This window comes from Pseudomonas sp. 37 R 15 (assembly GCF_900004865.1).
GTDB lineage: Bacteria > Pseudomonadota > Gammaproteobacteria > Pseudomonadales > Pseudomonadaceae > Aquipseudomonas > Aquipseudomonas fluorescens_AM.
In genome coordinates, this window is record NZ_CVTV01000060.1 from 210,377 (window position 1) to 223,665 (window position 13,289).

General features: G+C 59.5%; 12 protein-coding genes. 3 read left to right on the plus strand and 9 right to left on the minus strand.

Annotation, left to right across the window (positions count from 1 at the left end; all coding sequences use genetic code 11):
- Window positions 1-49: 49 nt before the first annotated feature.
- The 5 genes from purB to BFQ04_RS25320 all read right to left on the minus strand — a co-directional run bounded on the left by purB (window position 50) and on the right by BFQ04_RS25320 (window position 6,242).
- Entirely contained in the window at window positions 50-1,420 is a 1,371-nt protein-coding gene (purB, locus tag BFQ04_RS25300; protein WP_065884957.1) for an adenylosuccinate lyase, read from the minus strand.
- A gap of 125 nt (window positions 1,421-1,545) precedes the next feature.
- Window positions 1,546-2,169 carry a high frequency lysogenization protein HflD gene (gene hflD, locus BFQ04_RS25305; RefSeq protein WP_065953139.1) on the minus strand — a complete coding sequence of 208 codons (624 nt, stop codon included), beginning with the start codon at window positions 2,167-2,169 and terminating at the stop codon, window positions 1,546-1,548.
- Window positions 2,166-3,290, minus strand: a complete 1,125-nt coding sequence (mnmA, locus tag BFQ04_RS25310) for a tRNA 2-thiouridine(34) synthase MnmA (protein WP_065953140.1) — start codon at window positions 3,288-3,290, stop codon at window positions 2,166-2,168. Before mnmA ends, hflD begins: the two co-directional genes overlap by 4 nt.
- A gap of 59 nt (window positions 3,291-3,349) precedes the next feature.
- Window positions 3,350-3,796, minus strand: coding sequence for an NUDIX hydrolase (locus BFQ04_RS25315; protein ID WP_065894941.1), 447 nt, complete (start codon window positions 3,794-3,796; stop codon window positions 3,350-3,352).
- Between the two features lie 220 nt (window positions 3,797-4,016).
- Window positions 4,017-6,242 carry an NADP-dependent isocitrate dehydrogenase gene (locus BFQ04_RS25320; protein WP_065953141.1) on the minus strand — a complete coding sequence of 742 codons (2,226 nt, stop codon included), beginning with the start codon at window positions 6,240-6,242 and terminating at the stop codon, window positions 4,017-4,019.
- A 494-nt stretch (window positions 6,243-6,736) separates the two neighbouring features.
- Here BFQ04_RS25320 and icd point away from each other — a divergent pair, with 494 nt between their 5' ends.
- Window positions 6,737-7,993 carry an NADP-dependent isocitrate dehydrogenase gene (icd, locus tag BFQ04_RS25325; protein ID WP_065885048.1) on the plus strand — a complete coding sequence of 419 codons (1,257 nt, stop codon included), beginning with the start codon at window positions 6,737-6,739 and terminating at the stop codon, window positions 7,991-7,993.
- A gap of 65 nt (window positions 7,994-8,058) precedes the next feature.
- On the opposite strand, the gene BFQ04_RS25330 is transcribed toward icd, so the two are convergent.
- Window positions 8,059-8,328 carry a cold shock domain-containing protein gene (locus BFQ04_RS25330; RefSeq protein WP_065953212.1) on the minus strand — a complete coding sequence of 90 codons (270 nt, stop codon included), beginning with the start codon at window positions 8,326-8,328 and terminating at the stop codon, window positions 8,059-8,061.
- Between the two features lie 224 nt (window positions 8,329-8,552).
- Here BFQ04_RS25330 and clpS point away from each other — a divergent pair, with 224 nt between their 5' ends.
- Window positions 8,553-8,921 (plus strand): ATP-dependent Clp protease adapter ClpS, encoded by a 369-nt coding sequence (clpS, locus tag BFQ04_RS25335; protein ID WP_005789091.1) that lies wholly within the window; start codon window positions 8,553-8,555, stop codon window positions 8,919-8,921.
- A 29-nt stretch (window positions 8,922-8,950) separates the two neighbouring features.
- On the plus strand, window positions 8,951-11,221 hold the full coding sequence (gene clpA / locus BFQ04_RS25340; RefSeq protein WP_065953142.1) for an ATP-dependent Clp protease ATP-binding subunit ClpA: 2,271 nt from the start codon (window positions 8,951-8,953) through the stop codon (window positions 11,219-11,221).
- A gap of 246 nt (window positions 11,222-11,467) precedes the next feature.
- Here clpA and infA read toward each other — a convergent pair whose 3' ends face one another.
- The 3 genes from infA to aat all read right to left on the minus strand — a co-directional run bounded on the left by infA (window position 11,468) and on the right by aat (window position 13,231).
- Window positions 11,468-11,686: a translation initiation factor IF-1 gene (gene infA, locus BFQ04_RS25345; RefSeq protein ID WP_002553999.1), complete on the minus strand. Its 219-nt coding sequence runs from the start codon at window positions 11,684-11,686 to the stop codon at window positions 11,468-11,470.
- Between the two features lie 100 nt (window positions 11,687-11,786).
- Window positions 11,787-12,494, minus strand: a complete 708-nt coding sequence (locus tag BFQ04_RS25350; protein WP_065953143.1) for an arginyltransferase — start codon at window positions 12,492-12,494, stop codon at window positions 11,787-11,789.
- A 56-nt stretch (window positions 12,495-12,550) separates the two neighbouring features.
- Entirely contained in the window at window positions 12,551-13,231 is a 681-nt protein-coding gene (gene aat / locus BFQ04_RS25355; protein ID WP_065953144.1) for a leucyl/phenylalanyl-tRNA--protein transferase, read from the minus strand.
- Between the last annotated feature and the right edge of the window lie 58 nt (window positions 13,232-13,289).

A 13,289-nucleotide genomic window follows, 5' to 3' on the forward strand; every position in this document is an offset into this window, starting at 1 on the left:
GAATAAAAACGCCCGGCGCGGCCGGGCGTCTCAAAGGGTCGTGCGATGATCAGATGCGCTTGGCTTGCTCTACAGCGTTACCGATGTAGTTGGCCGGGGTGAGCAGTTTCAACTCGGCCTTGGCGGCGGCTGGCATGTCCAGGCCGTCGATGAAAGTTTGCAGCGCATCGGAGGTGATGCCCTTGCCGCGCGTCAACTCTTTGAGCTTCTCGTAAGGGTTTTCGATGTTGTAGCGGCGCATCACGGTCTGGATCGGCTCAGCCAGGACTTCCCAGCAGGCATCCAGGTCGGCGGCGATTTTCTGCTCGTTGAGTTCCAGCTTGCTGATGCCCTTGAGGCTGGCTTCGTACGCGATCACGCTATGGGCAAAACCCACGCCGAGGTTGCGCAGCACGGTGGAGTCGGTCAGGTCGCGCTGCCAGCGCGAGATCGGCAACTTGCTGGCCAGGTGCTGGAACAGGGCGTTGGCGATGCCGAGGTTGCCTTCGGAGTTTTCGAAGTCGATCGGGTTGACCTTGTGCGGCATGGTCGAGGAGCCGATTTCACCGGCAATGGTGCGCTGCTTGAAGTAGCCCAGGGAGATGTAGCCCCAGATATCGCGATCGAAGTCGATCAGGATCGTGTTGAAGCGTGCGATCGCGTCGAACAGCTCGGCAATGTAGTCGTGCGGTTCGATCTGCGTGGTGTACGGGTTGAAGCCCAGGCCCAGCTCGTCTTCGATGAAGGCGCGGGCGTTGGCTTCCCAGTCGATCTCGGGGTAGGCCGACAGGTGGGCGTTGTAGTTGCCCACGGCGCCGTTGATCTTGCCCAGCAGCGGCACGGCGGCGACTTGAGCGATCTGGCGCTCCAGGCGGTACACCACGTTGGCCAGTTCTTTGCCCAGGGTGGTCGGCGATGCCGGCTGGCCGTGGGTGCGCGAGAGCATCGGTACCGCGGCGAAGCGGATGGCCAGTTCGCGGATCGCTTCGGCGGTCTGGCGCATCAGTGGCAGCATCACGTCATCACGGCCTTCGCGCAGCATCAGGGCGTGGGACAGGTTGTTGATGTCCTCGCTGGTGCAGGCAAAGTGGATGAATTCGCTGACCTGGGCCAGTTCCGGCAGCTTGGCCGCTTGCTCTTTGAGCAGGTATTCGATGGCCTTGACGTCGTGGTTGGTGGTGCGCTCGATCTCTTTCACACGCTCGGCGTGCTCCAGGGAGAAGTTTTCCGCCAGGGTGTTCAAGACAGCGTTGGCCTCGGCGGAAAACGCCGGCACTTCGCTGATGGCGGGGTGAGCGGCCAGGCGCTGGAGCCAGCGCACTTCAACCAGGACACGAGCACGGATCAAACCGTATTCGCTGAAAATAGGGCGCAGGGCCTGGGTTTTGCCGGCGTAGCGGCCGTCAACAGGGGAAACCGCAGTGAGCGAAGAAAGCTGCATGGGGTGTTCTCGGACAGTCGGGCAACGAAATGGGGCGCGTATCATACATGAAAAAATCCGCCGGTCCGTCGCCAACTGACCGGCGTATTACGCGTAACAACTTGAAAAAGGTCTGCTGGTGCGACTTATTCGTTGCGCATCAACGGGTAAAGCTCTTTGAGCAATTTGCGTCGGCTGATCACCAACTGCCAACGATGACCGCCCAACTGGCGCCACAATCGTGCCGAACGAATCCCCGCCAGGAGCAGGGCGCGGATTTTCGAGGCGTTGTTCGGTTGCTGCAGGTTGCGCATGTCGCCGTGCACCTGGATGCGCTGGCGCAAGGTGCTCAAGGTGTCCTGGTACAGCGCGCCACAGGCGGCGATCACGTTTTCGTGGGCCGGGCCAAAATGTTCTACCTGGGATTGGATCTGCGGCAGACGCTTGCCGATGGTTTCGAGCAGGTCGTCGCGCTTGGCCAGCTGACGCTCCAGGCCCAGCATCGACAGGGCATAGCGCAAGGGTTCGCGCTGCAAGGTGCTGGGGTCGCGTTCCAGGGCGCCGATCAAGGCCCGGTAGCCTTCACGCAAGGCCAGGTCGTCGCCGCCGTAGACTTCCAGGGTGTCCTTGGGGTCGCGGATCAACAGGCTGCCGAGCATGCAGGCCAAGCCCGCTTCGGTGACCTGGCCGGTCTTGGCGATCTTGTCCACCAGCACGGCGGCCAGAAATACCCCGCCCAGCGCAGTCAATTGCTCCTGGGTCGGGCTCATGCCGGGTTGCTCCAGGCTTGCGCAACTTCGATCACGCCACCGCCCAGGCAGATTTCGCCGTCATAGAACACCACGGATTGGCCTGGGGTGACCGCGCGTTGCGGGTCATCGAAGGTGGCCCGGTAACCCGTGGCGGTTTTTTCCAGGGTGCACGGCTGGTCGCTCTGGCGATAGCGCACTTTGGCGGTCAGGCGGCGAGGGGCGCTCAAGTCGATCGGGTTGACCCAATAGATCTCCGAGGCAAGCAGCGCGCCAGAGAACAGCAGCGGGTGTTCGTTGCCCTGGCCGACGATCAGCACGTTGTTTTCCAGGTCCTTGACCAGCACGTACCACGGCTCTTCACCGGCGTCTTTCAAGCCGCCAATGCCCAGGCCCTGGCGCTGGCCGATGGTGTGGTACATCAGGCCGTGGTGGCGGCCGATCACTTCGCCATCAGTGGTCTTGATCTCACCCGGTTGGGCCGGCAGGTACTGCTTGAGGAAGTCGCTGAAGCGGCGCTCGCCGATAAAGCAGATGCCGGTAGAGTCCTTCTTCTTGGCGGTGGCCAGGCCGTGTTTCTCGGCGATCCTGCGCACTTCGGGCTTTTCCAGCTCACCGACCGGGAACAGGGTCTTGGCGATCTGTTCACCGCCGACGGCGTGCAGGAAGTAGCTCTGGTCCTTGTTCGGGTCCAGGCCCTTGAGCAGTTCGGTACGGCCATCGCTATCGCGGCGGCGTACGTAGTGGCCAGTGGCAATCAGGTCGCCGCCAAGCATCATGGCGTAGTCGAGGAACGCCTTGAACTTGATCTCGCGGTTGCACAGGATGTCCGGGTTCGGCGTGCGGCCGGCCTTGTATTCGGCCAGGAAGTGCTCGAACACATTGTCCCAGTACTCGGCGGCGAAGTTGGCGGTGTGCAGCTTGATACCGATCTTGTCGCACACGGCCTGGGCGTCCGCCAGGTCGTCCATGGCGGTGCAATATTCCGTTCCATCGTCTTCTTCCCAGTTCTTCATGAACAGGCCTTCCACCTCATAACCCTGCTCCATGAGCAGAACGGCGGAAACGGAAGAATCCACGCCGCCGGACATGCCGACGATGACGCGCTTCTTTTGTGTGTCAGAAGGGGCTGGATCACGCATAGGGTTTCAACGGGTGTCTTGAAAAAGGACGCGATTCTAGCAGGCCTGGGCCCGCAAGGCTAAAGAGAAGGGCGGATCAATTCCAGGCTGTGACGCTGGCCGGCCAGATAATCATCGATACAGCGGATGATCAGCTCGCTGCGCCAGTCGTCGCGCAGGCCCATCAGTTCGTCTCGGGTCAGCCAGCGGGCGCGGAGGATGCCTTCGTCGAGTTGATAGTCCGGGTGGTGTTTCAACGCCTTGGCTATAAAGCAGACCCGTTGATAGGTCACGCCATTGCTCGGTGCGGTGTAGAGGTAGATGCCGACGATGCCGGTGGCTTCGACGTCCCAACCTGTTTCTTCGAGGGTTTCGCGCACGGCGGCTTCGGTCAGGGTTTCGTTCGGGTCCAGATGCCCGGCGGGCTGATTGAGCACGGCACGGCCACCCTTGAGTTCTTCGACCATCAGGAAGCGGCCGTTGTCTTCGACGAGGGTGGCGACGGTGATGTGGGGGAGCCAGGTCATGGGATGCCTCGGTTCAGGGCGCAGTGCGGTCTTGCAGCGCGAATACAGTCAATGTGGGAGGGGGCTTTCCCCCGATGAGGGCGTGTCAGTGCATACATCCGGGGCTCACCCACTGCTATCGGGGGCAAGCCCCCTCCCGCATTTGATCCGGTTTCTTCAGTTGAACAGTGGAAATAGAAACCCCGGCACTCGGCCGGGGCTTCCCTGCATCGTTACAACCTTACTTCAACTTGGCAATCGCCGCATTGAGGGTGTTGCTTGGACGCATGGCCTGGCTGGTCAGCTCAGGGTTCGGCGCGTAGTAGCCGCCGATGTCCACTGGCTTGCCCTGTACGGCGTTGAGCTCGGCAACGATGGTTGCTTCGTTCGCGGCCAGGGTCTGGGCCAGTTCGCCGAACTGCGCTTGCAGGGCAGTGTCTTCGGTCTGGGCGGCCAGGGCCTGGGCCCAATACAGCGCCAGGTAGAAGTGGCTGCCGCGGTTGTCGATGTTGCCGACTTTGCGCGATGGCGACTTGTTGTTGTCGAGGAACTGGCCGGTGGCCTGGTCCAGGGTCTTGGACAGTACCAGGGCCTTGGGGTTGTTGTAGGTCACGCCCAGATGCTCAAGGGACGCGGCCAGCGCCAGGAACTCGCCCAGGGAATCCCAGCGCAGGAAGTTTTCTTCCAGCAGCTGCTGCACGTGCTTGGGCGCCGAACCGCCGGCGCCGGTTTCGAACAGGCCGCCGCCGTTCATCAGCGGCACGATCGAGAGCATTTTGGCGCTGGTGCCCAGTTCCATGATCGGGAACAGGTCGGTCAGGTAGTCGCGCAGTACGTTGCCGGTCACCGAGATGGTGTCCAGGCCCTTGCGGGTGCGCTCCAGGGTGAACTTCATCGCGTCGACCGGGGCCATGATGCGGATGTCCAGGCCTTCGGTGTTGTGGTCTTTCAGGTAAGCCTGAACTTTCTCGACCACTACGCCATCGTGGGCACGCTTGGGGTCCAGCCAGAAGATGGCCGGGGTGTTGCTGGCGCGGGCACGGTTGACGGCGAGCTTGACCCAGTCCTGGATCGGCGCGTCTTTGGTTTGGCACATGCGGAAGATGTCACCGGCTTCGACGTTCTGTTCCATCAGCAGCTTGCCCTGGCTGTCGGTGACGCGGACCACGCCGTCAGCCTTGATCTGGAAGGTCTTGTCGTGAGAACCGTACTCTTCGGCTTTCTTCGCCATCAGGCCGACGTTCGGCACGCTGCCCATGGTGGTTGGGTCGAAGGCGCCATTGGCCTTGCAGTCTTCGATGACCGCCTGGTAGATGGTGGCGTAGCAGCGATCCGGGATCACCGCCTTGGTGTCGTGCAACTGGCCGTCGGTGCCCCACATCTTGCCGGAGTCACGGATCATGGCCGGCATCGAGGCGTCGACGATGACGTCGCTCGGCACGTGCAGGTTGGTGATGCCTTTGTCGGAGTTGACCATCGCCAGCGATGGGCGAGCGGCGTAGACCGCCTGGATATCCGCTTCGATCTGCGCCTGCTGGTCGGCCGGCAGCGCCTTGATGCGCGCATACAAGTCGCCGATGCCGTTGTTCAGGTTGAAGCCGATCTGCTCGAGCACGGTGGCGTGCTTGGCCAGGGCGTCTTTATAGAACTCGGCAACGATCTGGCCGAACATGATCGGGTCGGAGACCTTCATCATGGTGGCTTTCAGGTGAACCGACAGCAGCACGCCTTGTTTCTTGGCGTCTTCGATTTCAGCGGCGATGAAGCTGCGCAGGGCTTTTTTGCTCAGTACGGCGGTGTCGATGATTTCGCCAGCCTGTACCGAGGTCTTTTCTTTCAGAACGGTCGCGGTGCCGTCTTGAGCGATCAGCTCGATCTTCACGGCATCAGCCGCTTCGATCTGTACGGCTTTTTCGCTGCCGTAGAAGTCGCCGTTGCTCATGTGAGCGATGTGCGACTTGGAGTCTGCAGCCCAGGCGCCCATTTTGTGCGGGTGCTTGCGTGCGTAGTTCTTGACCGACAGCGGTGCGCGGCGGTCGGAGTTGCCTTCGCGCAGTACCGGGTTCACGGCGCTGCCCTTGACCTTGTCGTAACGTGCACGGGTTTCTTTTTCCGCGTCGGTGGTTACGGTTTCCGGGTAGTCCGGCAGGGCGTAGCCCTGGGCCTGCAGTTCCTTGATCGCGGCTTGCAGCTGCGGGGTCGAGGCGCTGATGTTAGGCAGCTTGATGATGTTGGCTTCAGGCGTAACGGCCAGGTCGCCCAGTTCGGCGAGGTGGTCCGGGATGGCCTTGGCGCCCAGTTGCTCGGGGAAGCTTGCGAGGATGCGCCCGGCGAGGGAAATATCGCGGGTTTCCACGGCAATATCAGCGGAAGCGGTGAAGGCCTCTACGATAGGCAGCAGTGAATAGGTGGCGAGGGCTGGGGCTTCGTCGGTGAAGGTGTAGATGATCTTCGAGCGGGTGGGCATATTCGGATTAACTCTCTTCTTTGCTGAAAGCGTGCGCAGAAACTCGAGATGCGCCGGGTGGAGCGCGTTCGTTCAAAGTCATCCATGAGCGAAATGTCGAGTTTTCTTCGCGGTGATGTTGGGTTGCATCAGTCGAGCGTCAAGCGTTTGGACTATTGTAATAGTCCTGCTTTCTGGCTGAAGGCTACTGTCTAGAGCGGTCAACCGTCGTGACTCTTGGGTCAGCGGCGGCATTATACATAGGTCGCTATGCTTACGCTGAGCCTTCATACAAAAGGTGTGTCGTCCATTGGTCTAAAGGTCGCAGGCGGGCCGGGTGCGACCAACGTCGCATGTTGTGCTCAAGATTGGCGGTTTTCCCTTTGGTTTCAGGCTTGTAGGCGACAAATTATGCTGTTTTCGACGCAAATGACCATGGCGTGAGGTTTCGGTCGCCATTTATCTGGAGTAGGCTCGAACGCAGCCAGATGTTCAATCCATAGATGGAGTTCAGCATGGGATACAAGAAGATTCAGGTTCCGGCAGTCGGCGACAAAATCACCGTCAATGCAGACCATTCTCTCAATGTTCCTGACCAACCGATCATCCCGTATATCGAAGGTGACGGTATCGGCGTCGACATCAGTCCGGTGATGATTAAGGTGGTCGACGCTGCTGTTGAAAAGGCCTACGGCGGCAAGCGCAAGATCTCGTGGATGGAGGTGTATGCCGGCGAGAAGGCGACTCAAGTCTACGACCAGGACACCTGGCTGCCCCAGGAGACCCTGGACGCGGTCAAGGATTACGTGGTGTCCATCAAGGGCCCGCTGACCACCCCGGTCGGCGGCGGCATCCGTTCCCTGAACGTGGCCCTGCGCCAGCAACTCGACCTGTATGTGTGCCTGCGCCCGGTGCGCTGGTTCGAAGGCGTACCCAGCCCGGTCAAGAAGCCCGGGGACGTGGACATGACCATCTTTCGCGAAAACTCCGAGGACATTTACGCCGGCATCGAGTGGAAGGCCGGTTCGCCCGAGGCGATCAAGGTGATCAAGTTCCTCAAGGAGGAAATGGGGGTTACCAAGATCCGTTTCGACCAGGATTGCGGGATTGGCGTCAAGCCGGTGTCGAAGGAGGGCACCAAGCGCCTGGCGCGCAAGGCCCTGCAATATGTGGTGGATAATGACCGCGACTCGCTGACCATCGTGCACAAAGGCAACATCATGAAGTTCACCGAGGGTGCCTTCAAGGAGTGGGCCTATGAAGTGGCAGCCGAGGAATTCGGCGCGACCCTGCTTGATGGCGGGCCGTGGATGCAGTTCAAGAACCCCAGGACTGGCAAGAATGTGGTGGTCAAGGACGCCATTGCCGACGCGATGCTCCAGCAGATCCTGCTGCGCCCGGCTGAATATGACGTGATTGCGACGCTCAACCTCAACGGCGACTATCTGTCTGACGCCTTGGCTGCAGAAGTAGGCGGCATCGGTATCGCGCCGGGTGCCAACCTGTCGGACACCGTGGCCATGTTCGAAGCCACCCACGGCACGGCACCGAAGTACGCGGGCAAGGATCAAGTCAACCCGGGTTCATTGATTCTGTCGGCAGAAATGATGCTGCGACACATGGGCTGGGTCGAAGCGGCAGATCTGATCATCAAGGGCACCAATGGCGCCATCTCGGCCAAGACCGTGACGTATGACTTCGAGCGGCTGATGGAGGGGGCGACATTGGTGTCGTCGTCGGGCTTTGGTGACGCGTTGATTTCACATATGTAAAACCGCTGCATGAAAAACCGGCCATCCGATAAGTGGGGTGGCCGGTCTTTTCGCCCTGCGCAGAATCAGGCTGTTTCTTTCCTTTCGTTGTGAGCGGCCAGTGCCAAAGGCGTGTCGGTCGCAAGGTTCGTAGGCACAGAAACGCCTTCGGCTTGTTTTCCTTTTGGTCCTTCGACAATTTTTTCGAACTGCACAAGCTGGCCCGCTTTCAGCGTTTTATACCCTTCCATTTCTATTTGTGAGTAATGCACGAAAATGTCCTCTTCGTAGCCCTCCACTCGAAGAAACCCAAACCCCTTGGCGTTGTTGAACCAATTGACCTTACCGCTAGCCATTCCCTTATCCCTCTGCACCAGACTCCATCACTGGAGTATCATCCCGTCTATCCGTCCTAACCCGAATAAATAAGGTTGACTGCGCGGACCTTTTTTACCCACTGTGGGCTCTATTGGTTGTAACACCGATTTGCCGATAGTCAAGGCGACCAAAGGGTCGGAGTTGAAAATCTGACAGGTCGCCCCCACCACTGTATTTGAACCACTGACGAACCTTTCTTTCCATGCATGCAAATAGCCAGATTCGACTAACATTCAATCAGGATCGCCCGGATCAGGAACATGACGACGACGGTTCTGCAGGCATTGCTGTTCAGGAGGCCAAGCCTGCTTTACAGGCGCCGCCGATGTACAAGGTGGTTTTGTTCAATGATGACTACACACCGATGGATTTCGTGGTCGAAGTGCTCGAGGTGTTTTTTAACCTGAACCGCGAGTTGGCGACCAAGGTAATGCTGGCCGTTCACACAGAAGGACGGGCAGTATGTGGAGTGTTTACCCGCGACATCGCCGAGACAAAGGCCATGCAGGTCAACCAGTACGCCAGGGAAAGCCAGCATCCGCTACTCTGTGAAATCGAGAAGGACGGTTAACGCCGACCACTTGGGTATGAGGTGAAGCTATGTTAAACCGCGAGCTCGAAGTCACCCTCAATCTTGCCTTCAAGGAGGCTCGTTCGAAGCGTCATGAATTCATGACCGTCGAACACCTGCTGCTGGCACTTTTGGATAACGAAGCTGCCGCCACCGTTCTACGTGCGTGCGGCGCCAACTTCGACAAACTCAAGCATGACCTGCAGGAGTTTATCGACTCCACCACGCCACTGATCCCCGTGCATGACGAGGACCGTGAGACCCAGCCAACCCTGGGCTTCCAGCGGGTATTGCAGCGTGCTGTGTTCCACGTACAGAGCTCCGGTAAGCGTGAGGTCACGGGCGCCAATGTGCTGGTGGCGATTTTCAGCGAACAGGAAAGCCAGGCCGTTTTTCTGCTCAAGCAGCAGAGCGTTGCCCGTATCGATGTCGTCAACTACATCGCCCACGGTATCTCCAAGGTGCCTGGGCACGGCGATCATTCCGAGGGTGAGCAGGATATGCAGGACGACGAGGGCGGTGAGTCTTCTTCTTCAAGCAACCCGCTGGATGCCTATGCCAGCAACCTCAACGAGCTGGCGCGCCAGGGGCGGATCGATCCGCTGGTGGGGCGTGAGCTTGAGGTTGAGCGTGTAGCGCAGATCCTCGCGCGTCGTCGCAAGAACAACCCGCTGCTGGTCGGTGAAGCGGGCGTGGGTAAAACCGCGATTGCCGAGGGCCTGGCCAAGCGTATCGTCGACAACCAGGTGCCGGATCTGCTGGCCAACAGTGTCGTCTACTCCCTGGACCTGGGCGCGTTGCTCGCCGGGACCAAGTACCGTGGCGATTTCGAGAAGCGCTTCAAGGCGCTGCTCGGCGAACTGAAAAAACGCCCGCAGGCAATCCTGTTCATCGACGAGATCCACACCATTATTGGTGCGGGGGCTGCGTCTGGCGGGGTGATGGATGCGTCCAACCTGCTCAAGCCGCTGCTGTCATCGGGTGATATCCGCTGCATTGGCTCGACCACGTTCCAGGAATTTCGCGGGATTTTCGAAAAAGACCGTGCCCTGGCGCGCCGCTTCCAGAAAGTCGATGTGTCCGAGCCTTCGGTTGAGGACACCATCGGTATTCTGCGTGGGCTCAAGGGGCGTTTCGAAGCGCACCATGGCATCGAGTACACTGATGAGGCGTTGCGTTCAGCTGCTGAGCTGGCGGCGCGCTACATCAACGACCGGCATATGCCGGACAAGGCGATCGATGTGATCGACGAGGCGGGTGCCTACCAGCGCCTGCAGCCGGTCGAGAAGCGCGTGAAACGCATCGACGTGCCCCAGGTCGAGGACATCGTGGCGAAAATCGCGCGGATTCCGCCAAAACACGTCAACAGTTCCGACAAGGAGCTGCTGCGTAACCTGGAGCGTGACCTTAAATTGACCGTCTTCGGCCAGGATGCGGCGATCGACGCGCTGTCCACCGCGATCAAGCTGTCGCGTGCGGGCCTCAAGTCGCCGGACAAGCCAGTGGGTTCGTTCCTGTTCGCCGGGCCGACCGGTGTCGGCAAGACCGAGGCGGCGCGCCAGCTGGCCAAGGCCATGGGAATCGAACTGGTACGCTTCGACATGTCCGAATATATGGAGCGTCACACTGTGTCGCGCCTGATCGGTGCCCCTCCGGGCTATGTCGGCTTCGACCAGGGCGGCCTGTTGACCGAGGCCATTACCAAGCAGCCGCATTGCGTGTTGCTGCTCGATGAAATCGAAAAGGCTCACCCGGAAGTCTTCAACCTGCTGCTGCAGGTCATGGACCACGGCACCTTGACCGACAACAACGGGCGCAAGGCGGATTTTCGCAACGTAATCGTGATCATGACCACCAACGCCGGTGCCGAGACCGCTGCGAGGGCCTCGATTGGCTTTACGCATCAGGATCATTCCTCGGATGCGATGGAAGTGATCAAGAAAAGCTTCACGCCGGAGTTCCGCAACCGCCTGGACACCATTATCCAGTTTGGTCGCCTCAGCCATGAGGTCATCAAGAGCGTGGTGGACAAGTTCCTCACCGAGCTTCAGGCGCAGTTGGAAGACAAGCGCGTGCAGTTGGAGGTGTCGGAAGCGGCGCGCAGCTGGATTGCGGAAGGCGGCTACGACGCGGCAATGGGCGCACGCCCGATGGCGCGTCTGATCCAGGACAAGATCAAGCGGCCGCTGGCCGAAGAGATCCTGTTTGGCGAGCTTTCCGACCATGGTGGCGTGGTGCATATCGATCTGAAGGACGGCGAGCTGACCTTCGAGTTCGAAACCACGGCGGAAATGGCCTGATCGTTCTACCGCAGTACAAAAGGCGCCGAAAGGCGCCTTTTTGCTGCCTGAAATACACTCTTCAAGATAATGCAGATCAAATGTGGGAGGGGGCTTGCCCCCGATAGCAGTGTGTCAGGCAACTAATCTGCTACTGAACCACCGCTATCGGGGGCAAGCCCCCTCCCACATTGGTTTTGGGTGTCAGGTAAATAACACACCCACACAAAAACGCCCGGCATAACCGGGCGTCTTGTATTGACTTGCTTAGCGAGCGCGGTAAGTGATGCGCCCTTTGCTCAAGTCATAGGGCGTCAGCTCGACGCGCACTTTGTCACCGGTAAGAATACGAATGTAGTTCTTGCGCATCTTGCCGGAGATATGCGCGGTTACGACGTGCCCATTTTCCAACTCCACACGAAACATGGTGTTGGGCAGGGTGTCGACGACAGTGCCTTCCATTTCGAAGCTGTCTTCTTTCGACATGCAGTAAAGCCCTCGGTATCCAGTGAATGGCCCGGTGCAACTGCGCCAGGCAAAAGCGGCGTGCATTGTGCCCGAAAAAGGGTGTTCAAGCCAAGGGGTTCTAGTTAAGCGTTACCCATCTTTGATTAATCAGTAGCTCAATGGGCCGATATTGGGTCTTGTAATTCATCTTTTTGCAGTTTTTGATCCAGTAGCCGAGGTACACCGCCTCCAGTTCCAGGCGCAGCGCTTCACCTATTTGCCAGAGAATCGCAAAGCGCCCCAGGCTGCGGCGTTCTTCGCCGGGTTCATAGAAGGTGTACACCGCTGACAGCCCGTTGGGCAGCAGGTCGGTCACCGCCACCGCCAGCAACCGTCCGTCGAGGCGAAATTCGTAGAAGCGTGAAAAAGGCAGGTCACGTACCAGGAACGTGGAAAATTGGTCGCGGCTGGGCGGGAACATATCGCCGTCGGCATGACGTTGTTCGATGTAGCGTTGATAGAGATCGAAATATTCTTCGCTGTACTGCGGCTTTACCGCGTTTACCGTCAGGTCCGCATTGCGCTTGAGAATGCGTTTCTGGTTGCGATCCGGTAAAAATTGCGCCACCGGGATGCGCGCCGGGACACAGGCATTGCAGTGTTGGCAATGAGGTCGGTACAGATGATCGCCGCTGCGCCGAAAGCCCATCTCGGACAGGTCGGCGTACACGTGCACATCCATCGGCTGGCTGGGGTCGAGGAACAGCGTGGTGGCCTGCTCGTCGGGCAGATAGCTGCAAGAGTGGGCTTGAGTGGCATAAAACTTCAAGCGTGCCAGCTCGGTCATGATCAACCCTCGGGATAAGCTTTGAAATAAGTGTAAGCCAGGTAGGCGGATGTCGCCTAAGAAACCCACGGCCCAGCGTTGGGCTGGTCCAGATAATCGCGCAGGTACCCGGCGAACTCATTGCGCGGTATGCCGCGTGCGCCCAGGCTGTGCAGGTGATCATTGGGCATCTGGCAGTCAATCAGCACAAAACCCCAGGCCTGCAATTGCCGGGTCAGCGTGGCGAAGCCGAATTTCGAGGCGTTATCGGCGCGGCTGAACATGGATTCGCCAAAAAACAATTGGTCCATCGCCAGGCCGTACAGGCCGCCGACCAATTCGCCCTGGTCCCAGACCTCCACGGAGTGCGCGTAACCACGCTGATGCAGCTCCAGGTAGGCGCTCTGGATGCTTTCGGTGATCCATGTGCCGTCTGCATATGCCCGAGGCGCTGCGCAGGCCTGGATGACCGCGGCGAAATCCTGGTCGAACGTCACGCTATAGCGCTGTTGGCGCAATAATTTGCCAAGGCTGCGCGAGACGTGCAGCTCGTCGGGGAATATCACCGTGCGTGGGTCGGGTGACCACCAGAGAATCGGCTGGCCTTCGGAGAACCATGGGAAGCAGCCGTGGCGATAGGCCTGGATCAATCGTTCGGCCGACAGGTCGCCGCCGGCGGCAAGCAGGCCGTTGGGTTCGCGCATGGCCTTGGCCAGTGGCGGGAATGTCAGGGTGTCGCGTTGTAACCAGGTCAGCATGGTATCCAGGCTTACGGAAGGGGAGGGGAGTGGCAGGTTGGGCGCCTGCCCCGGGACC

Coding starts and splice junctions, on each gene's coding strand:
- icd (WP_065885048.1), top strand. CDS start 6,737: ATGGGATACAAGAAGATTCAGGTTCCGGCAGTCGGCGACAAAATCACC.
- clpS (WP_005789091.1), top strand. CDS start 8,553: ATGCATGCAAATAGCCAGATTCGACTAACATTCAATCAGGATCGCCCG.
- mnmA (WP_065953140.1), bottom strand. CDS start 3,290: ATGCGTGATCCAGCCCCTTCTGACACACAAAAGAAGCGCGTCATCGTC.
- clpA (WP_065953142.1), top strand. CDS start 8,951: ATGTTAAACCGCGAGCTCGAAGTCACCCTCAATCTTGCCTTCAAGGAG.
- hflD (WP_065953139.1), bottom strand. CDS start 2,169: ATGAGCCCGACCCAGGAGCAATTGACTGCGCTGGGCGGGGTATTTCTG.
- BFQ04_RS25330 (WP_065953212.1), bottom strand. CDS start 8,328: ATGGCTAGCGGTAAGGTCAATTGGTTCAACAACGCCAAGGGGTTTGGG.
- BFQ04_RS25350 (WP_065953143.1), bottom strand. CDS start 12,494: ATGACCGAGCTGGCACGCTTGAAGTTTTATGCCACTCAAGCCCACTCT.
- BFQ04_RS25320 (WP_065953141.1), bottom strand. CDS start 6,242: ATGCCCACCCGCTCGAAGATCATCTACACCTTCACCGACGAAGCCCCA.
- BFQ04_RS25315 (WP_065894941.1), bottom strand. CDS start 3,796: ATGACCTGGCTCCCCCACATCACCGTCGCCACCCTCGTCGAAGACAAC.
- aat (WP_065953144.1), bottom strand. CDS start 13,231: ATGCTGACCTGGTTACAACGCGACACCCTGACATTCCCGCCACTGGCC.
- infA (WP_002553999.1), bottom strand. CDS start 11,686: ATGTCGAAAGAAGACAGCTTCGAAATGGAAGGCACTGTCGTCGACACC.
- purB (WP_065884957.1), bottom strand. CDS start 1,420: ATGCAGCTTTCTTCGCTCACTGCGGTTTCCCCTGTTGACGGCCGCTAC.